Annotated in this window: 17 protein-coding genes and 1 pseudogene; 7 read left to right on the forward strand and 11 right to left on the reverse strand. The window is 65.9% G+C overall.

The features are described 5' to 3' along the window. On the reverse strand, positions 1-436 hold a 436-nt coding region (locus MTR62_RS14730), incomplete at its 3' end, for a tetratricopeptide repeat protein (protein WP_244022267.1). Beyond that, entirely contained in the window at positions 433-1164 is a 732-nt protein-coding gene (locus MTR62_RS14735) for a 2OG-Fe(II) oxygenase (protein ID WP_244022269.1), read from the reverse strand. The genes MTR62_RS14735 and MTR62_RS14730, both read right to left, overlap by 4 nt. A 115-nt stretch (positions 1165-1279) precedes the next feature. Between MTR62_RS14735 and MTR62_RS14740 the strand changes: the two genes are divergently transcribed. Both MTR62_RS14740 and MTR62_RS14745 read left to right on the forward strand, forming a co-directional pair. Beyond that, positions 1280-2008 (forward strand): 2OG-Fe(II) oxygenase, encoded by a 729-nt coding sequence (locus MTR62_RS14740; RefSeq protein WP_244022271.1) that lies wholly within the window; start codon positions 1280-1282, stop codon positions 2006-2008. Positions 2009-2313: 305 nt separating this feature from the next. Further along, positions 2314-5364 (forward strand): TonB-dependent receptor domain-containing protein, encoded by a 3051-nt coding sequence (locus MTR62_RS14745; RefSeq protein ID WP_244022273.1) that lies wholly within the window; start codon positions 2314-2316, stop codon positions 5362-5364. Positions 5365-5551: 187 nt separating this feature from the next. Here the strand turns inward: MTR62_RS14745 and clpB are convergent, their stop codons facing one another. Next, positions 5552-8131 carry an ATP-dependent chaperone ClpB gene (gene clpB / locus MTR62_RS14750; protein WP_244022275.1) on the reverse strand — a complete coding sequence of 860 codons (2580 nt, stop codon included), beginning with the start codon at positions 8129-8131 and terminating at the stop codon, positions 5552-5554. 131 nt (positions 8132-8262) lie between these two features. After that, positions 8263-9510: an MFS transporter gene (locus MTR62_RS14755; protein WP_244022277.1), complete on the reverse strand. Its 1248-nt coding sequence runs from the start codon at positions 9508-9510 to the stop codon at positions 8263-8265. A gap of 245 nt (positions 9511-9755) precedes the next feature. Here MTR62_RS14755 and MTR62_RS14760 point away from each other — a divergent pair, with 245 nt between their 5' ends. The 3 genes from MTR62_RS14760 to MTR62_RS14770 all read left to right on the forward strand — a co-directional run bounded on the left by MTR62_RS14760 (position 9756) and on the right by MTR62_RS14770 (position 14079). Beyond that, on the forward strand, positions 9756-12665 hold the full coding sequence (locus MTR62_RS14760; protein ID WP_244022279.1) for a M16 family metallopeptidase: 2910 nt from the start codon (positions 9756-9758) through the stop codon (positions 12663-12665). A gap of 6 nt (positions 12666-12671) precedes the next feature. Continuing rightward, positions 12672-12974 carry a hypothetical protein gene (locus MTR62_RS14765; protein WP_244022281.1) on the forward strand — a complete coding sequence of 101 codons (303 nt, stop codon included), beginning with the start codon at positions 12672-12674 and terminating at the stop codon, positions 12972-12974. Between the two features lie 649 nt (positions 12975-13623). Further along, positions 13624-14079 carry a hypothetical protein gene (locus tag MTR62_RS14770; RefSeq protein WP_244022283.1) on the forward strand — a complete coding sequence of 152 codons (456 nt, stop codon included), beginning with the start codon at positions 13624-13626 and terminating at the stop codon, positions 14077-14079. A gap of 80 nt (positions 14080-14159) precedes the next feature. Here the strand turns inward: MTR62_RS14770 and gatB are convergent, their stop codons facing one another. From gatB to rpsU, 7 genes are all read right to left on the reverse strand, one after another. After that, positions 14160-15662 (reverse strand): Asp-tRNA(Asn)/Glu-tRNA(Gln) amidotransferase subunit GatB, encoded by a 1503-nt coding sequence (gatB, locus tag MTR62_RS14775; RefSeq protein ID WP_244022285.1) that lies wholly within the window; start codon positions 15660-15662, stop codon positions 14160-14162. Continuing rightward, positions 15655-15921: a hypothetical protein gene (locus MTR62_RS14780; RefSeq protein WP_244022287.1), complete on the reverse strand. Its 267-nt coding sequence runs from the start codon at positions 15919-15921 to the stop codon at positions 15655-15657. The genes gatB and MTR62_RS14780 overlap by 8 nt, the downstream gene beginning before the upstream one ends. After that, positions 15918-17402 carry an Asp-tRNA(Asn)/Glu-tRNA(Gln) amidotransferase subunit GatA gene (gene gatA, locus MTR62_RS14785; RefSeq protein WP_244022289.1) on the reverse strand — a complete coding sequence of 495 codons (1485 nt, stop codon included), beginning with the start codon at positions 17400-17402 and terminating at the stop codon, positions 15918-15920. The genes MTR62_RS14780 and gatA overlap by 4 nt, the downstream gene beginning before the upstream one ends. A gap of 1 nt (position 17403) precedes the next feature. Beyond that, positions 17404-17706, reverse strand: coding sequence for an Asp-tRNA(Asn)/Glu-tRNA(Gln) amidotransferase subunit GatC (gene gatC / locus MTR62_RS14790; protein ID WP_244022291.1), 303 nt, complete (start codon positions 17704-17706; stop codon positions 17404-17406). 202 nt (positions 17707-17908) lie between these two features. After that, a complete protein-coding gene (locus tag MTR62_RS14795; protein ID WP_244022293.1) occupies positions 17909-18445 on the reverse strand; it encodes an FKBP-type peptidyl-prolyl cis-trans isomerase in 537 nt (178 codons plus the stop codon). Between the two features lie 14 nt (positions 18446-18459). Beyond that, the gene (locus tag MTR62_RS14800; protein ID WP_244022295.1) at positions 18460-18999 is read right to left on the reverse strand and encodes an FKBP-type peptidyl-prolyl cis-trans isomerase; all 540 of its coding nucleotides are present in this window, start codon (positions 18997-18999) and stop codon (positions 18460-18462) included. Positions 19000-19214: 215 nt separating this feature from the next. Next, positions 19215-19421 carry a 30S ribosomal protein S21 gene (rpsU, locus tag MTR62_RS14805; RefSeq protein WP_007011585.1) on the reverse strand — a complete coding sequence of 69 codons (207 nt, stop codon included), beginning with the start codon at positions 19419-19421 and terminating at the stop codon, positions 19215-19217. A 264-nt stretch (positions 19422-19685) separates the two neighbouring features. Between rpsU and crcB the strand changes: the two genes are divergently transcribed. Together crcB and MTR62_RS14815 are read left to right on the forward strand one after the other, a co-directional pair. Beyond that, complete coding sequence (crcB, locus tag MTR62_RS14810) at positions 19686-20090, forward strand: fluoride efflux transporter CrcB (protein WP_244022297.1); 405 nt, start codon at positions 19686-19688, stop codon at positions 20088-20090. Next, positions 20091-20313, forward strand: a pseudogene (locus MTR62_RS14815) (RluA family pseudouridine synthase); the annotation flags it as partial. It lies immediately after the preceding gene.

Raw genomic sequence — 20313 nt, forward strand, 5'->3', positions numbered from 1 at the left:
CATAGCCCGGATCGATCGCCAGGCAGCGCTCGTAGCTCAGCGCCGCGGCGTCCAGATCCGCGCTCTCACGCTCGGCCGAGGCGCGCGCGGACCAGTAGCGCCGATCGCCCTGCGCCGCCGGTTCGATGCGCCTGAGCAATTCGGCAGCCTCGCGCGAGCGCTCGAGATGGTCGAGCGCGATGGCCAGGTTGATCGCGAATTCGACGTTCTGCGGCGCCAGCGCGTGCGCGCGGGCGAAGAGCCGCTCGGCACGCGCCATGTCCTTCAGGCGCAGCGCACTGCTTCCCGCGCTGTTGAGCAGGGCCGCATCCTGCGGCGCCAGCGCCAGCGCCTCGTCGAACCGGGCGATCGCATCGCCCGGACGCCCGGAACGCTCCGCCGCCAGGGCCAGGTCACGCAAGTGCCCGATACGCGCGGCCCCCTCGACCAGGCTCATCGGTCGCGCAGCCAGCCGGTGATCGCCAGACGGCGCGCGGGCGCGAAGGGCGGCACATAGGACACCATGTGGCGCTGCGGTACGAGCAGCAGGTTGAGCGCGTTGAAGCGCGGCCGCCAGCCCGCCACGACATCGCCCTCATCGTCGAGGAAGTTGAGATAGCCTCCCCAGTCGGGGTGCCATTCGGGCTGGGCAAAATTCATCACGTAAGCCACCCGCCAGCCCTGGCCGACATGGGCATCGGTATGCGGGCCGAGAAAATCGCCGCCGGCAAAGAGGGTCGCCTGCGCGTCCGCCTTGATCAGTTCGGGGATCGCGCAAATGTCGCGGGCCAGATCGAGGAACGGCTGATCGTTGATATGCTCGAGCAGGAGCCCTTGCGGCCCGTCGCGCCCCCAGCCCTGCAGATAGGCATCGAGCATCGGATAGCTGTTGAACCGCACCGCGTATTCGCCGCGCGCCGCCGCCGCCTCGACATCACCGGCGATGGCGCTGCGATCGGCTGGCGACAGCGCGGCGAGGTCTTGCGGGCGCAGCGTGCGGTGCCCCTTGTCGCCGGCCTGATAGGCCAGCCCCCAGGGAGTCTCGCGTTCGAGCACATGGCGCACGTTGGCCGCCGCCTCGGCGGTCAGGAAGTCGCGCACCTGAACGCGGGAATCGCGCAGGAAGGTTTCGCGCAAGGCCGCCCGATCGAGCGCCGGATTGATCTGGAACAGCGTTAAGGTCATCGTATCCAACGCGATAGCACAGCCTTTGCACCTTTCCCAAGAGGCTCGCCTGGTGCATGGATCGCCATCGCACCATTGCCCCTTCACGCCCTCCTCACACGGACATCGCCGCCCCATGCCCCTCGAACTGGCCCTCAATTCCGCCATCGACGCGCCCGCGCTCAAGGCCCGGTTTGCCCGTGATGGCCATGTCCGGATTCGCGGCTTCCTTGAAGAAGGCGGGGCGCGGGCCTTGTGGGAGGAACTGCGCGGGCGCGACGACTGGATGCAGGTGCTCAACAGCGGTGAGAAGCTGTTCGAACTCGATCGCGCGACACGGCGCGACTTCACTCCCGAGCGTACCAGCGCGCTCGACACGGCGGTCTATGCGGGCGCGCGCGGCGGGTTCCAGTTCCGCTACGAATCGCTGCGCGTGCCCGATGGCCGCAAGGCGCGTGCGGCGAGCGGCGATCCGCTGGCCCAGTTCGCCCGCTGGATGTCGCAAGACCCCGTCCGCACGCTGCTGCGCACGATTACCGGCAACGCGGCCATCGCCTTTGCCGATGCCCAGGCGACCGCCTATTCGCCCGGCGATTTCCTCACCGGACACGACGATGCGGTGGCGGGTAAGAACCGCCATGCGGCCTATGTGCTCGGCCTCAATCCGGCCTGGCGGCTCGAATGGGGCGGCCTGCTCGCGCTGCACGACGGCATCGACGAAGGACGGGTCAGCGTCCCCGCGTTCAACACGCTCGACCTCATCCGGGTGGGACAGCTCCATTCCGTCAGCGAAGTCACCCGCGCTGCGCCCAACCGGCGCTATGCCCTGACCGGATGGCTGCGCACGGGACCGCAACCAGACTGACCGCCCCTTGGCGGGCATCGCCCCGCGCCTGCTCTGCGCCCACCGCTCCCGTTGCAACCGGGTTGAGCGCGCGCGTCATCAGGTTCGCTTAAGAAATGTTGCAGCCATATCACACAATTGTAGTAATTATTTCCAGACGTTGAAAAGGGTTGTAAGGCCGCGCCCCCGGGGCAACAACACCAGCATCATGACAGCGCCCGCCGCGTCCTCCCGGACGCCCGCCGGTCGCCGTTGCCCGGACCCGGCGCGTATCTGGTCACGCTTTCGCGCCGGTCCCGAACCGAACGAAACAAGGGACAGACATCGTGAAAACGAACCTGAAGAAGGCCGCGCTGCACGGCGCGAGCGGCCTCGCGCTCGTTGCATTCCTGAATCCGGCGCTCGCCGCCGCGCAGGACAAGCCAGCCGATTCCATCACCGCCCCCACCCCCGCCAAGGACAGCGCGGACGAAAGCACGCCCGGCACGGCGATCATCGTCACCGGCTCGCGCCTTGTCACGCAGCGCGTCTCGGACCAGCCGATCACCGTCGTCAGCGGTGAAAGCCTGAGCCAGCGCGGCTACACCAACATCGGCAAGGCGTTGACCGAAATGCCTGGCTTTGGTCCTCCGGGCAACGGCGTGACCGGCTCGCAGGGCTCGTTCGGCGCGGGCCAGACCTTCGTCAATCTCTACAACCTGGGCGCACAGCGCACTCTCACCCTCATCAACGGCAACCGCTTCGTCAGCGCGGGCAGTTCGTCGATCTTCGGCGCGGTGCAAGGCTCGCCCGTGGACCTGGGCCAGATCGCGCCCGACCTGGTCGAGCGGATCGACGTGGTTTCGGTCGGCGGTGCGCCGATCTACGGCTCGGACGCCATCGCAGGGACCGTCAACGTCATCCTGAAAAAGGATTACGAAGGCCTCTCGGTGACCGGTTCCTCCGGGATCTCGCAGCACGGCGATGCGGCCGACTACAACGTCTCGATGCTGGCCGGGCACAACTTCGCCGACGGGCGCGGCAACATCACCCTCAACGTCTACTACGATCACCAGAACGGCCTGACCACCGCCGACCGCAAGGCCACCGGCGGCAGCAAGACCTTCAACGGCGTGGCGACCTCGGGCGACTACACTTACGCGCGCTACACCGGGGGCCTGCACTACCCGATCTTCACCAACACCGGCATGCCGCTGGCCTATGACACCGTGCCGGTCTACGCCGGTTCGAACTACGCCGGTATCGCCAACGCCGCGGGCCAGACGCTTTACTTCAACAAGGCTGGCCAGCTCACGACCTTCAACAACGGCACCCCGCTGGGCAACGGGATCACCGAAGCGGGCGGCGACGGTTTTGCGATCAGTGACTACGGCAACCTGCTGACCAACAGCCAGCGCATCCAGGGCACGCTGCTGGCGCACTACGACCTGACCGATCACATGCGCTTCCACGGCGAGTTCTGGCTGGGCCGCAACCAGGCCTCGAACCTCGCCGACCAGCCGTTCTACAACACCGCGCTGTTCGCCGATGCAGGCGACACCAATGGCAACCTGATCCTTTCGACCAGCAACCCGTTCCTGTCGGCTGCCGATCAGGCGACGATCAAGGCCTATCTCGCCAACGAAGGCCTCTCGACCGACACGTTCATGCTCGCGCGGGCGAACACCGACCTGTCGACCGGCTCGTTCAAGACGACGACGACGCTGTGGCGTATCGTCGGCGGGCTCGATGGCGACTTCGCGCTGGGCGATCATGACTTCACCTGGGAAGCCACGGTCAACTACGGGCACATCAGCTCGAACACCAAAACGCGCGAGATCGTTACCCAGAACTACTACAACGCGCTCGACGCGGTGCTCGATTCGAGCGGCAGCATCGTGTGCAATCCGGGCTACACCAACGCCACGATCGCCACCCTTTCGAGCACCTGCGCCCCGCTCAACGTCTTTGGCTACGGCAACGCCAGCAAGGCCGCGCTCGACTACATCACCGCGCTCGCGCGGACCCAGCAGACCAACACCCAGCTCGACATCGTGGCTGACGTGAAGGGCGATGTCGTCACCCTGCCCGCGGGCAAGGTGCAGTTCGTGCTCGGCTACGAACACCGCCGCGAAAGCCAGTCGTTCGATCCCGGCGCGTTCTACCGGGGCGAGCTGCAGGATGACGGCAGCTACGTCCAGTACGGCAATTCGATCCCGATCACCCCGGTTTCGGGCGCCTACCACACCGACGAGGCGTTCGGCGAGCTGAGCATCCCGCTGGTCTCGCCCGACATGGGCGTGCCGCTGGTCTACTCGCTCGACCTCAACGGCGCGGCGCGCTACACCAGGAACAGCCTGACCGGCGGCAACTGGTCCTACACCGCGGGCGGCAGCTACGCCCCGGTCCAGGGCGTGACCTTGCGTGGCAACTACACCCACTCGTTCCGCGCGCCTTCGGTCACCGAACTGTTCGCACCGATCGGCTCGACGTACGAAACCGCCGACGACCCGTGCGACGCGCGCTTCATCGCAAGCGGCCCCAACCCGTCGACCCGCGCCGCCAACTGCGCCGCGGCGGGCCTGCCTTCGGATTTCCAGTCGAACATCGTCGATTACACCGCCAAGGGCACGACCGGCGGCAACCCGGACCTGGAAAACGAGTACGCCAAGAGCTGGACCGCCGGTATCGCGCTGGCCCCGGCCTTCATTCCCGGCCTGCAGATCACCAGCGACTATGTCAGCATCAACATCTCCAACGAGATCACCCAGCCGGGCATGACCTCGCTGATGAACGCGTGCTACGATGCCTCCGACTACCCCAACAACGCCGCGTGTGACACCTTCACGCGCGACGACGACGGGCAGGTCACCGATTTCCAGGACAACTACTTCAACATCGCGATCGAGAAGTTCCGCGGCGTCCAGAGCCGGATCGACTATACGCTCGGGCTCGACCGCCTCGGCCTTCCCGAATCCGCTGGCGCGCTCCAGCTGACCGCCAACTGGCTGCACACCACCAAGCACTACAACAAGGTGGGCACGGGCGATCAGACGCTCCTGCTCAACTACTACTACGAACCCAAGGATTCGGTGCAGGGTTCGCTCGACTGGGCGACCAAGTCGTTCGACTGGCTCTGGCAGGTGACCTATTACGGGCCCTCGAAGATCAACCCGAACGCCGCTTCGACGACCTACGAATACAGCCGCATGAGCCCGTACTGGATGGTCAACACCTCGATCGGCATCACCGCCAACGAGCACTTCGACCTGCGCCTCAACGTCGACAACGTGTTCAACCTGGGCATCCCCTTCCCGAACACGACCTACTCGGCCAGCAAGTACTACGACGCGCTGATGGGGCGCTATTTCCGCCTCACCGCCAAGGTCAACTTCTGATCCGGCTTTCCCCGATCCGCCGGGGCCGGCCAGTCCGGTTCCGGCGGACACCAAAAACAAAGGGCCTCGGGAGCGATCCCGAGGCCCTTCGTTCGTCCCGCACCGGAGGCAATTCTTTCCCGTGCCGGAGGCCATTCTTTTCCCGTGCCGGAGGCAGGCGCGCGAGAAAGCGACCGATGCAAAGCGCTTATTCGACGTGCATCGTCAGCGCCCCGTCGCCATCGTCGATCGCGAGGTGCGAACCGTCGGGAATTTCGCCCGCCAGCAGTTTTTCGGCGAGCGGGTCCTGCAGGTACTTCTGCACCGCGCGCTTCAATGGCCTTGCGCCGTAGACCGGATCGTAGCCCACCCGGCCCAGCCAGGCCTTGGCGGCGTCGGTCAGGTCGAGCACGATCTTGCGATCCTTCAGCAGCTTCTGCACGCGCGCCACCTGGATCTCGACGATCGGGCCCATGTGGTCCTGGCCCAGACGGTGGAACAGGATGATCTCGTCCAGACGGTTGAGGAACTCAGGCCGGAAATGCCCGCGCACCACTTCCATAACCTGCGGCTCGACCGTCTCGACATCCTTGCCGTCCTCGATCTGCGTCAGGAACTGGCTGCCCAGGTTGCTGGTCAGGATGATGAGCGTGTTGGTGAAGTCCACCTGACGCCCCTGCCCATCGGTCAGCCGCCCGTCGTCGAGCACCTGAAGGAGGACGTTGAACACGTCGGGATGCGCCTTCTCGACCTCGTCGAACAGCACGACCTGATAGGGCCGGCGCCGCACGGCTTCGGTCAGCACGCCGCCTTCCTCGTAGCCGACATAGCCCGGAGGCGCGCCGATCAGGCGGGCGACCGCGTGCTTCTCCATGAACTCGCTCATGTCGATGCGCACCATCGCGCTGTCATCGTCGAACAGGAATTCGGCGAGCGCCTTGGTCAGCTCGGTCTTGCCCACACCCGTCGGGCCCAGGAACAGGAAGCTGCCAAGCGGGCGGTTGGGGTCTTGCAGACCGGCGCGCGCGCGGCGCACGGCCTTGGACACCGCAGCCACCGCCTGGCGCTGGCCGATCACCCGCTTGCCGATGACCTCCTCCATCTTGAGCAGCTTCTCGCGCTCGCCGGCCAGCATCTTGTCGACCGGAACCCCGGTCCACTTGCTCACCACGCCCGCGATGTCGTCCTCGGTCACTTCCTCGCGCAGCAGCGCGTTGGCGGACTGTTCGTGCGCGTCGGCCAGCTGCTTTTCCAGGCTCGGGATCGTGCCGTAGGACAGCTCGCCCGCACGGGCCAGATCGCCCGAACGCTGCGCCTGTTCCAGATCGGTGCGCGCCTTGTCGAGCTGCTCCTTGATCTTGCCTTCGGCGGCGATCTTGTCGCGCTCGTTCTGCCAGCGGGTGGTCAGCTCGCTCGACTGCTGCTCGAGATTGGCCAGTTCGTCGCGCAGATGGACGAGCCGGTCCTTCGAAGCCTCGTCGCTCTCCTTGCCCAGCGAGAGTTCCTCGATCTTGAGCTGGATGATGCGCCGGTCGAGCTTTTCGATCTCCTCGGGCTTGCTTTCCACTTCCATGCGGATGCGGCTGGCGGCCTCGTCCATCAGGTCGATCGCCTTGTCGGGCAGGAAGCGGTTGGTGATGTAGCGGTTGGACAGCGTCGCGGCGGCCACCAGCGCGGCATCGGTGATGCGCACGCCGTGGTGCAGCTCGTACTTCTCCTTGATCCCGCGCAGGATCGAGATGGTATCCTCGACCGTCGGCTCACCCACGAAGACCGGCTGGAAACGGCGCTGGAGCGCAGCGTCCTTCTCGACGTACTTCTGGTATTCGTCGAGCGTGGTCGCGCCGATGCAGTGCAGCTCGCCGCGCGCCAGCGCCGGCTTCAAGAGGTTGCCCGCGTCCATCGAACCTTCGGACGCGCCCGCGCCGATCAGCGTGTGCATCTCGTCGATGAACAGGATGATCTGCCCTTCGGCGCCCTTCACTTCGTCGAGCACGGCCTTGAGGCGCTCCTCGAACTCGCCGCGGTACTTCGCGCCCGCGATCAGCGCGCCCATGTCGAGCGCCATCAAGGTGCGATCCTTGAGACTGTCGGGCACGTCGCCGTTGGCGATGCGCAGCGCGAGCCCTTCGGCGATGGCGGTCTTGCCAACGCCGGGATCGCCGATCAGCACCGGATTGTTCTTGGTCCGGCGCGCCAGGATCTGCACGGTGCGGCGGATTTCCTCGTCGCGCCCGATCACCGGGTCGAGCTTGCCGTCCCGCGCCGCCTGGGTCAGGTCGCGCGCGTACTTCTTCATCGCATCATAGGCGTTTTCGGCCGAGGCGTTGTCCGCCGTGCGCCCGCCGCGCAGTTCGGTGATCGCGGCTTCGAGCGCCTGCGCGGTGAGGTTGGCCGAAGCCAGCGCCTTGCCCGCCGTCGTGGTCGAGGCGAGCACCAGCGCGAGCAGCATGCGCTCGACCGTGACGTAGCTGTCGCCCGACTTGGTGGCGAGCTGCTCGGCCTGATCGAGCACGCGTACGGCATCGTTGTCGAGCCCCGGCGTCGCCTGCGCGCCCGAGCCCGACACCGCAGCGACCTTCGACAAGGCGGCATCGATCGCCTGCTCGGCGATCCTGGGATTGCCCCCGGCGCGCTGGATCAGCCCCGAGGCCATGCCTTCGTTGTCCTCGAGCAGGGCCTTGGCGATATGCTCGGGACTGATGCGCTGGTGGTTGTTGCGGATCGCGACGGTCTGGGCAGCCTGGAGGAAACCCTTCGCGCGGTCGGTGAACTTTTCGAGATTCATGGTCTGTCTTGCCTCCTGACCTCTCGAATGTAGTGTTGCATTTTTACAACACAAGAGGTCTCACCCCGGATTTTTTCGCTCCTTATCTGGGGCCTTGGCGCGGCAAATCAATTGTTCGAAATCAAGCTTTTTCAGCTTTGCGAAGCGGCCTGCGCCTCGTGCGCCGTCGCGCGCGGTTCGGTCAGGGCAAAGGCAAGCGCCAGCGCGGGCAGCGCGGCGGCGATGCCCATCGTCGCGAAGAAGCCGTACGAATGGTAGACCGCCGTGGCCAGCGCCGCCCCACCCCCGCCCAGCACGAACATCACCGTCATGTAGGCGCTGTTGAGCCGCCCCGGTGTCGCCCCCTTGAGCGAATAGATCACCTTCTGGCCCAGCACCTGGCTGCACTGCGTGGCGACGTCGAGGAAGAACGCGCCGAGCACCAGCAGCGCGATCGAACCCACACTGCCGCCCCAGCCGGTCAGCAGCGCCATCGCGCAGCCCAGCGCCAACGCCAGCCGCGTGCCCAGCCGGGCGTGGCCGCGATCGCCCGCCTTGCCCGCATAGGGCGCGACCAGTGCGCCGCCCGCGCCGGCCAGCGCGAACAGCGCGACATGCATCTGGCTCAGCCCCATGGCGCTCGCCAGCATCAGCGGCGTCGCGGTCCACAAGATGTTGAACGAGGCGAACATCAGCCCCTGGTAGATCGCCCGGCGGCGCAGCATCGGGCGCGTCACCAGCAGCTTTGCGGTCGAGCCGATCAGCGCGGCGTAGGCGCGCGGCTCATGCGGCGAACGGGCGGGCAGCATCCGCCAGGCCAGTCCCGCCAGCGTGAGCATGAGCACCGCGGACAGTGCGAAGATCGTGCGCCAGCCCGCCAGATCCGCAAGGAAACTCGCCGCTGGTCTTGCCAGCAGGATCCCCCCGAGCAGCCCCGACATGACCTTGCCGATCGCCGCCCCGCGCCGGTCTTCCGCGCACAGCCCCGCGACATAAGGCACCACCACCTGCGCTCCGGCGGAAAGCACGCCGAGCACGCCGATCCCGGCCAGGAACATCGGCGCGCTGCGCGCCAGTGCCACCACCACGAGCGCGGCGCAGGCGCCCAGCAGGCAGGTAATGATGAGCGGCCGGTTGGCGACCTTGTCCGCCAGCGGCACCATGAGCATCAGCCCAAGGCCATAGCCCAGCTGGGTCAGCGTCACGATCAGTCCGCTCACCGTGTCCGACAGGCCGACTTGCGGCGCGATTTCGCCGATCAGGGTCTGCGCGTAGTAGATGTTCGCCGCCATCGCCCCGCACATCGCGGCGCACAGCACGATCACCGCGCCCGAAAGCGCGCCCTCCCCGGCCGGGGAGGGATGGTGGGATGGGCTTGCACGATCAGCCGATTGCGACACGAATATCTCCGAAAACCACACGTTTGGGCGATGCCCCCTCCTAGTGGGCGAAGGCTCGCCAAGACAAGAGCGTGCAGCCCCGGAGGGTTCCCGCCCCGCCCCTCGTTCGCTGCGGTTCCCGAGGAAAGATCATCTTGCCAATCGCTTGCACAATCCGCGCGGACCACCCGCCAGCCCCTTGGGCCGTGCCGGTACGCGCGGCCATTTCGATTGCGCGCCGCCCCAAGCCTGCTAGCCTCGGCGCCATGCGTATCGGAACTTGTTCGAGCCTCGCCGCTCTTGCCACCGCCCTTCTGTTGACCACCACGGCCCCGGCCCTCGCCAGGGCCGACGATGCGGCCCTGAAGAGCCCGGCGCAAGGGGCTGCGCCCGCACCGGCGAGCCCGGAGCAACTCGTCGCCAAGGTCGACATTCCCTATGAGACCTTCCAGCTCGCCAACGGGCTGACCACCATCGTCCACACCGATCGCAAGGCGCCGATCGTGGGCGTGACGCTCTACTACAAGGTCGGATCGAAGAACGAACCGCGCGGCCACACCGGCTTTGCCCATCTCTACGAGCACCTGTTCTTCTCGGGCTCGGCCAACGTGCCCAACTTCGACATCCCGCTCGAGGCGGCGGGCTCCACGCCGAGCAACGGCTCGACCTGGTTCGACCGCACCAACTACGTCGAGACCGTGCCGACCGGCGCGCTCGACCTTGCGCTCTTCGTCGAGAGCGATCGCATGGGCTACCTGCTCCCGGCCGTCACCCAGGACCGGCTCGACCAGCAGCGCGGCGTCGTCCAGAACGAAAAGCGCCAGGGCGACAACCAGCCCTACGGGTTGACCGAATACGCGCTCAACGACGGGCTGCTCCCCGTCGGCCACCCTTATCGCCACACAACCATCGGCTCGATGGCCGATCTCGACGCGGCGACACTCACCGACGTGCGCCAGTGGTTCACCGATCACTACGGCCCCAACAACGTGGTGCTCGTGCTCTCGGGCGACATCGATGCCACCACCGCGCGCGCCAAGGTGGAAAAGTGGTTCGGCCAGATCCCGCGCGGCCCCGCAATCGCGCCGGTCACGGCGGGCCCGGTGACGCTCGCCAAGCCCGTCTCGCGCGACATGACCGACCAGGTACCGATGCTGCGCCTGACCCGCGCCTGGACCGGCCCCGGCCTCAACGATCCCGATACCGCCGCGCTCGAAATCGGCATGCACGTGCTGGGCGGGCTGGCCAGTTCGCGGCTCGACAACGCGCTCGTGCGCGGACAGCAGCTCGCGGTCGGCGTGACCGCATCGGACGAGCCTTACGAGCAGCTCAGCATGCTCTCGATGGCCATGATGGTGAAGCCGGGTGTCGATCGCACCAAGGCCGAAACCGCGTTCGACGGCGTGCTCACCCGATACCTCAAGGAAGGGCCGAGCGCGGACGAACTGCAACGCGCGGTCGTCTCCACCCTGTCGCGCGAGATCGGCGCACTCGAACGCGTCGGCGGCTTTGCCGGCAAGGGCGCGACGCTCGCCGAAGGCATGGTCTATTCGAACGATCCCGCGCACTACAAGAAGCGGCTCGAGGAAATGGCCGCACTGACGCCCGAAAAGGTGCGCACGGTGATGAACAAATGGCTCTCGCGCCCGGTGTTCAAGCTCGCCGTGGTTCCCGGTGAGCGCACCGAGGATGGCGGCAGCATGGGCGGCTGGGGCGACGAGGCCAGCCACCCCGCCCCCGCGCCCGATCCCAAGGCGCCCGCTCCGGCGCTGGCGCCTGCCCCCAAGCGCGCCGAGCCCGCACTCGCCCCGATCGGTGCGCTCCAGTTCCCCACGATCGAACACGCGCGCCTCTCGAACGGGGTCGAAGTCACGCTGGCGCGGCGCACGGCCGTCCCCAAGCTGCAGCTGGCGATTGATTTCGACGCAGGCACATCGGCCGATACGCTCGACACGCCGGGCACGCAGGCGCTCATGCTCGACATGCTCGACGAAGGCACCACCACCCGCAACGCGACCCAGATCGCCGAAGCGCAGGAACGGCTGGGCGCCGAGATCGAGACCGGCGCGCGCACCGACACCAGCAGCGTGACGCTCGTCGCGCTCAGCGACAACCTTGCCCCCTCGCTCGCGCTCATGGCCGACGTCCTGCTCCACCCGGCCTTCGCGCCGGGCGAGGTCGCCCGCGTCAAGGCTTCGCGCCAAGCCCAGCTCGCCCAGGCGCTCAGCTCGCCCAATTCGCTCGCCCAGCGCACGCTCACCACCGCGCTCTTCGGCACCCACCCTTACGCCCAGCCTTCGGACGGGCTCGGCAACGCCGCCGCGCTCGCCGCGCTCACCCCGGCCGATCTCAAGGCCGCGCACGACAAGTGGCTGCGCCCGGACCTTGCGCGCATCACGGTGGTCGGCGACGTCAGCATGGAACAGCTCAAGCCCATGCTCGAAAAAGCCTTCGCAGGCTGGACAAATCCGGCCAGTCCCGCCCCGGTCAAGCACCTCGACGCGCCGACCCCGGCGGCTGCGGCGCGCATCCTGCTGGTCGACCGGCCCAATTCGCCGCAGTCGGTCATCATGGCCGGTCGCGTGCTGCCGATGGACGGCACCGCGCAGGGCAACGAGGCGCTCGACCTTGCCAACGACGTGCTGGGCGGCGGCTTCCTCTCGCGCCTCAACGCCGACATTCGCGAGGACAAGGGCTGGAGCTACGGGGTCTATTCGGGCGTAACCGAAAACGAGGGCCCGCGCGCCCTCATCGTGCGCGCGCCGGTCCAGGCGGACCGCACCGGCGATTCGATCAAGGCAATCCTGGCCGACATGGCCGCGCTTCCCGCCAGCAAGCCGGTCAGCGCCGAGGAACTCCAGCGCGTGACCGAAGGCGCCATCCGGGGCCTGCCCAACCAGTTCGAAACCAACGCCGCGCTCGAAGGCGCGATCGCCAGGAACGCCCGCCTCAAGCGCCCTGAAAACTATTACGAAACCCTCGCCAGCACCTATCGCGGCATCGATGCCCGGACGATCGGCGCGGCGGCCCGCACTTACCTGCAACCCGGTGGGCTGACCTTCGTCGTCGTCGGGGACCGCAAGGTTGTCGAAGCGCAACTCAAGGATCTCGGCCTGCCGGTCGAGGTCATGCCCGCGCCCGCCAGTGGCGGTCCGGGCGCAGACGAACAGGAGTAACAAGACATGGCGGTAGCCGGACGCTACGACTGCGTGACCAAGACCCCGATGGGGACGATGAAGGGCCTGATGACCGTGGTGCCGGGCGACGGCGACACCTTCACCGGAACGATCACCGGGGACCTGGGCTCGCTCGAACTCAGGGACGGCACCATCGCGGGCGACACCATCGCCTGGAAGATGACGATGACCAGCCCGATGAAGATCGAGCTGGACTGCAAGGCGACGATCACCGGCGATGACCTCGCCGGCAAGATCAAGGCCGGTTTCTTCGGATCGATGGATCTCTTGGGCACGCGCGCGGGATAAGGAGAGAGGTGTTCAAGGGGCTTAGAGCCCGTTTGAAAATTCGCGAAATGCGAATTTTGCGGCACCAGCCCACTCCCCCACCCGACCACCCATTGCCAGTATCCTGCGGGTGGTCGGGTGGGGGAGTGGGCTGGTGCCGTAATCAAAATGCCTGAAAGGCATTTTTCAAACGGTCTCTTAGAGCGGTCGATCCGCTTGCATCGGATCGACCGCTCCANCCAGTATCCTGCGGGTGGTCGGGTGGGGGAGTGGGCTGGTGCCGTAATCAAAATGCCTGAAAGGCATTTTTCAAACGGTCTCTTAGAGCGGTCGATCCGCTTGCATCGGATCGACCGCTCCAGACCTTTGTTTTGACGCATTTTCTGGATCGTCAGGTGGTCTCACCTGACAGGAAAATGCTCTAACGCCCTTTGGCCCCGCACTATCCACCTGCACTCCGCCCAGCCACGGCGCCTCGCGCCTCGGCTTTGCGAGACAAAAAGGCGCAATCCTTTTCGAGACCGACAAGCCCCCAAAAAACAAACAAATAATCAAATGCCTTCCAGAGCGTTCACCCAGAACTTGGTAAAAATAGTACTTTCACGACCACTCCAAGTATTTCCACGAGCCGATTCCCACGACGAGAGACTGTTTCGAGAGAGGGAATCCCATGGGACTGGCACAATCGGCAAAAGACGCCGCTTCGGATTACGGAAACTGGGGCGGCGTCCTGGGCATCGGCACCGCGACCAGCGATACGGCCACCGGAATGGACTTCAGCACCGGGCTTGGCGCGGCGTTCACCGGAATCGAGGTTCTCGTCACCGCGCGCGAGAAGAAGACCTATTGGGCCAACCCCCTGTTCGTCAGCCACGGCTTCGAGGATTCCGAAAATCCGGCGACAGCAGACTATTTCAAATGGCGCAAGCGCAAGAAGATCGGCGGCGCGCTGGTGTCCGGCTTCGGCAGCCTCGGCGCGGCCGTCACCCGCGTCCACGTCGGCGGCCTTGCCCGCCACGGACGCGCGGTAACCGCGACGGTCGACCACACGATCCGCTTCCAGCTCGAAGCCAAGAAGATTCCCAACTCGAAATACATCAACGGCCTCATCCGGGTGATGACCTAGTGCAGCGAAAAAGGGGCTCCGGCAGGCCAAACGCCCGCCGGAGCCCCTTTTTCTGTTCGCTCAGGCGCGACGTGCGCCGGTCAGCCCAGCTTGGCCTTGAGGATCTCGTTGACCACCTGCGGGTTGCCCTTGCCCTTCATGGCCTTCATCGTCTGACCGACGAAGAAGCCGAACAGCGCGACCTTGCCGGCCTTGTACTGCTCGACCTTGTCGGCGTTCGCGGCGAGAATCGTATCGACCTCGGCCTCGATCGCGCCGGTGTCCGATTCCTGCTTGAGCCCTTCGCGCTCGACGATCGCCTCGGCCTCGTCGCCGGTCTCGAGCATGATTTCGAGGACCTGCTTGGCGGCCGAACCCGAAATCGTGCCCTTGGCGATGAGCGCCAGGAGAGCGCCGCCCTTTTCAGGAGTTACGGGCGATTCCTCAAGCGACGTGCCCAGCTTGTTGAGCGCGCCGAAGAGTTCCGAGATGAGCCAGTTGGCGGCCTGCTTGGACACCTCGGCCGGAGCCTTTCCGGCGGCCTTGGCGGTTTCGCCCAGCAGCACTTCGAACCAGCGCGCGGTATCGACGTCGGCGGTCAGCACCTGCGCGTTGTAGGCCGAGAGGCCCAGCTCGTTTTCATAGCGCGCCTTCTTCGCATCGGGCAGCTCGGGCAGCGAAGCACGGCAATCCTCGAGGAAGGCATCCTCCAGGATCAGCGGCAGCAGGTCGGGATCGGGGAAGTAGCGATAGTCGTGTGCGTCTTCCTTCGACCGCATCGAGCGCGTCGAGCCGGTGTTCGGATCGAACAGGCGGGTTTCCTGCACGATCTTGCCCCCGCTCTCGAGCACGTCGACCTGACGGCTCGCCTCGTGCTCGATCGCCTGCATGACGAAGCGCACCGAGTTGACGTTCTTGGTCTCGGTCCGGGTGCCCAGCTCGCCGCCGGGACGGCGCACCGAAACGTTGACGTCGGCGCGCATCGAGCCCTGGTCCATGTTGCCATCGCACGAGCCGACGTAGCGCAGGATCTGCCTGAGCTTCGAGACGTAAGCCCCCGCTTCCGCAGGCGAACGCATGTCGGGACGGCTGACGATTTCCATCAGCGCCACACCCACGCGGTTGAGGTCGACATAGGACATCGTCGGGTGCTGATCGTGCATCAGCTTTCCCGCATCCTGCTCGACGTGGATGCGCTCGATCCCGATGACCTTGTCTTCCGGAATGCCCGCCTTCTCGTCCGCCTCGATCGTCAGCGAACCTTCGCCCACGATCGGGTGGTAGAGCTGGCTGATCTGGTAGCCCTGCGGCAGATCGGCGTAGAAGTAGTTCTTGCGGTCAAAGCGCGAGTATTTGTTGATTTCGGCGTTGATCGCCATGCCGGTGCGCACCGCCTGACGGATGCACTCCTTGTTGGGCACGGGCAACATGCCGGGCATCGCCGCGTCGATCAGCGAGACCTGGCTGTTGGGCTCGGCGCCGAACGCGGTCGCCGCGCCCGAAAAGAGCTTGGCGTTCGAGGAAACCTGCGCGTGGACTTCGAGGCCGATCACGACCTCCCACTCGCCGCTCGCGCCCTGGATGCGATAAGTTGTTTCAGTCATTGTCTTCTCCAACGGGAGTAAGATCCGGCATAGACACACTCAGCGTTGCAGTCGGCACTCGCGAGCCATCAGCCGAAAATTCAGAAGCCATTATCGGACTATGAATGATCGCGTCGACACGGAAAACTGTCGGAGCATCGTTAATCTTCACACCCAGATAATCGCTCTCTTTGGGAAGAGCGACGAAGAACCAGATACCTAGGTCCTTCTGAATGCCCTTCCTTCTATCATCAAGCTGGATGCGAGCAGCAATGCTCACCACCACTTCTCCGGCTTGGCCGTAAACTGGGCGCGCTGTTCGATGGCGAGCCCCGCGTTGAGAACGCCCTGCTCGTCGAACGCCTTGCCGATGATCTGCAAGCCCAGCGGCAGGCCGTCCTTCGACAGCCCGGCGGGGACCGACATGGCGGGGAGGCCCGCCAGCGAGGCGGGAACCGAGAACACGTCGTTCAGGTACATGCTCAGCGGATCGTCGACGTTTTCGCCCAGCGCGAAGGCCGCGGTCGGCGTGGTCGGGGCGAGGATCACGTCGCATTCCTCGAAGGCCTTGGCGAAGTCCTGCGAAATGAGCGTGCGCACCTTCTGCGCCTGCGTGTAGTAGGCATCGTAGAAACCGGCCGAAAGCACGTAGGTGCCGATCAGGATGCGGCGCTTGACCTCCGCACCGAACCCGGCGGCGCGGGTCGCGGCGTACATGTCCTGCAGGTTCGCGCCATCGGGCAGATCGCGCAGACCATAACGCACGCCGTCGTAGCGCGCGAGGTTGGAGGACGCTTCGGCGGGCGCGATGATGTAGTAGGTCGGCAGCGCGTACTTGGTGTGCGGCAAGGAGATATCGATCACCTTGGCGCCCGCGTCCTTGAGCCAGGCCACGCCCTGATCCCACAGCGCGACGATCTCGGCGTCCATGCCGTCCATGCGGTATTCGCGCGGGATGCCCACGGTCTTGCCCGAAAGATCGGCCGAGAGCAGCGCTTCCCAGTTGGGCACGGGCAGCTCGAGGCTGGTCGCGTCCTTGGGATCGAACCCGGCCATGGCTTCGAGCATGATCGCGCAGTCCTGCGTGCTGCGCGCCATCGGGCCGGCCTGGTCGAGCGAGCTGGCAAACGCCACGACGCCCCAGCGCGAGCAGCGCCCGTAGGTCGGCTTGATACCGGTGGTACCGGTGAAGGCGGCGGGCTGGCGGATCGAACCGCCGGTGTCGGTCCCGGTCGCCGCCGGGCACAGACGCGCGGCCAGCGCCGCCGAGGAACCACCCGAGGAGCCGCCCGGTGCCAGCGGCGCGTTCGAGCCGGCCTTGCGCCAGGGCGAGATCACGTTGCCGAAGTAGCTCGTCTCGTTCGAGGAGCCCATCGCGAACTGATCGAGGTTGAGCTTGCCGAGCATCCCGGCGCCCGCGTTCCACAGGTTCTGCGAAACGGTGCTCTCGTACTGCGGCTTGAAGCCTTCGAGGATGTGGCTGGCGGCCGTGGTCTGCACGTCGAAGGTCGCAAAGAGGTCCTTCATGCCGATCGGCACGCCGCCCATCTTGCCCAGATCCTCGCCCGCCGCGCGCCTGGCGTCGGTGGCCTTGGCGGCTTCGGTCGCCTTTTCCGGGGTGGCGATGATGAAGGCGTTGAGGGCCTCCTGCGCAGCCGCGACGTTCGCGTTGAACGCGTCGGCCACTTCGACGGCGGTGAAATCGCCCGCCTTCACGCCGTCGCGGATCGCGGCGACGCCCAGTTCAGTCAGTTCAGTCATCTTATTCGATCACCTTGGGAACGCCGAAGAAGCCGTGTTCGGCCACCGGCGCGTTGGCCAGCACCGCGTCGCGACGTCCGCCCCCGGTCAGGGGATCGGCATCGACGACATCGTCGCGCAGGCGCAGGGTGTTGGGAATGACGGCGGTCATCGGCTCGACGTTCGCCGTATCGACTTCGCCGAGTTGCTCAACCCAGGCGAGAATTCCATTGAGTTCCGGCACCATGGCCTCAAGCTCACTCTCGCTCACCTTGATGCGCGCGAGGCTCGCGATCTTCGCAACCGTTGCGGTATCGACCGACATGGCGTTCCTTCTTGTGGTTATCCTGTAAAAAACCGCGCTGGCGCGGGCAGGCCCTCACGCGCGGTTCAGCACGCCAAAGCCGCTAGCACCGGCGGGCGCAGGCTTCAAGCGCGCCGGGGCGTTCGCGAATGGGGATCGAGGCGGTCTGTCCCCTCCCCCCGACAGCCTGACCAGCCCGAGGGCAAAGACCCTTGGCCGCGCCTTACTTCTGCGGCGTTCCGGCAGCGGCGGCGGCCTTCGCCGCCTCGATCCGCTGCATCGCGGCCATTTCCTGCTGCTTTTGCACCGCCGCCATGATCTCGGCGATTTCGTCCGGTGTCTTGTAGTCGATCAGATCGACTTCGAAGATCAGCGTCGAATTGGCCGGGATCGGGCCCGAAGCTTCGGCCCCGTACCCCAGTTCGGGCGGGATGGTCATGCGGTAGTGTCCGCCGCGCTGCATCTGCATGAGCCCCTGCGCGAAGCCGGGCACCACGTTCGAAAGGTCCAGCGGCATACCATCGGCCGCATCGAACTGCGTTCCGTCGCTCAGCAGCCCCTTGTAGTTGACGAGCACCCACGACCCGGCAGGCGGCGGAGCGCCCTCGCCCGACTTGAGCGTCTCGACCGTGACCTTCGGCTCGGCTGCCGGAGCCGGCGCGGTGGCCGCGACGGAAGCTTGCGCGAAAGCGGCGGGCGATGCGAACGCGATCGCCGCGGCCAGCGAGGCCGCGACGGTGCGCGCGAACGAGGTCTTCAAGCGCGTGGCTCTTTTTACTGCGCCGCGCCCGGAGCGCCGCCCGGAGCCCCGGCGCCAGCCGCACCCTGCTGTTGCTGCTGCATCTGCATCATCTGCTGCATCATGCGCTGCTGCTGTTCGATCTCGGCCTTGCTGCGAAAGTCGAGCAGCTCGATCTCGAAGGTCAGGTCGGTGTTGGCCGGGATCGGGCCCTGCGCGTGGTCACCGTAGGCCAGTTCCGAAGGAATCTTGACGGTGTACTTGCCGCCGCGCTGCATCTTTTCAAGCGCCGTCGCGAAGCCCGGAATCACCCCGCCCAGCTCCATCGGGACCTGCTTGGCCTGGTCGAACACCTTGCCGTCGGGCAGCGTGCCCTTGTAGTTGATGAGAACCATGTCGTCGACCGTGGGCGACGGGCCGCTACCGGCGGTCAGGGTCTTTACGCTGACCTGCGCGGGCATCGCCGCATACGCGATGCCGCTGCCCGCGAGCGCGAGAGCAAGAGCGCCCACCCAGATCTTCGACAAGGAGCCCTTCTTGACGGGCTGCAGCGGGACGCGGGTGATCTCAGTCATCGTTCGTAAAGGCCTCGTGACGAAAGCGTGCCGCAGACTCGGCACAGGGTGCGAAATAGCGCACCTGCGGTGGGGCGCAAGGTCTTGCAGTTGCACAAAGGGCGCCGAAGGTGAACTTCGGCGCCCTTATGGCTCGTACGGCACGCCGCCAGCGGCGCAGCCCGATATCGAGGTGCCCGAAGCGTGCCGAACACGCCCCGGAGGCAACGCACGTCTTACTTGACGCCGTCACGCTCCATGCGCTTGCGCTCGAGCTTGCGGGCCCGACGCACGGCAGCGGCCTTTTCGCGGGCGCGCTTTTCCGACGGCTTCTCGTAGTGGCGACGCAGCTTCATTTCGCGGTAGACGCCTTCGCGCTGCAGCTTCTTCTTCAGCGCACGAAGGGCCTGGTCAACATTGTTGTCGCGAACCATGATCTGCATAAACTACCACACCTCAAAAAATACAAACGAAGCCCGGCCCGCACCTCCTTTTTGGCGAGTCGAACTGCGAATCAGGATAAACAAGTGGACCGAATCCCGTGAGGAGGTCGGCCTCGTTGGGCGCGCCAATATCAAAGTGACCGATCAAAGACAAGCACGAACCGGCGAAAACCGCGCACCACTGCGAACATACCCGAGCCCGAAACGCAACCGACCACCGCGAACAATTGGAAAATACACCAAACGCGGGTAAGGCGGGCGCTTATGCCGACACCTTCCTTTCTCGCCGCCTCGCTCTATGTGGCCACCGGCGGTGGCCTGGGCGCCTGGCTGCGTTTTCTGGTCGGGCGCGCGTGGGTTTCGGCGATCGGGCCGATCGAGGCTGGAGCGTTCCCTTATAATACATTGACCGTCAACGTGGTGGGCAGCCTGCTCATGGGGCTTCTCGTCGGCGGATTTGCACGCTACGGGAGCCACGGCGAAGGCGTGCACCTGTTCCTCGCCATCGGACTGCTGGGCGGCTTCACGACCTTTTCCTCCTTCAGTCTCGATTTCATTTCTCTTGTCGAGCGTGGCCAGCTGGGTCTGGCCGCGTTCTACGCCGGGATTTCGCTTGCGGCCGGGTTCGCTTGCCTTTTCCTGGGACTACTTATCATGCGGAGCGTCTGAATGGCGGGCAATGACGAAACGGTTCGCCAGTTCACGGTGGGCCATGATGATGACGGCGTGCGGCTCGACCGCTGGTTCAAGCGCCACCTGCCGCAAGTCGGCTTCGCGATGGTCTCGCGCTGGGCGCGCACCGGGCAGGTGCGGGTCGACGGCAAGCGCGCCGACGTCGACACCCGGCTGGCCGCCGGTCAGGTCCTGCGCGTGCCGCCCGGTGGCGAGGCCC

The organism is Novosphingobium organovorum (genome assembly GCF_022832435.1).
Lineage (GTDB): Bacteria > Pseudomonadota > Alphaproteobacteria > Sphingomonadales > Sphingomonadaceae > Novosphingobium > Novosphingobium organovorum.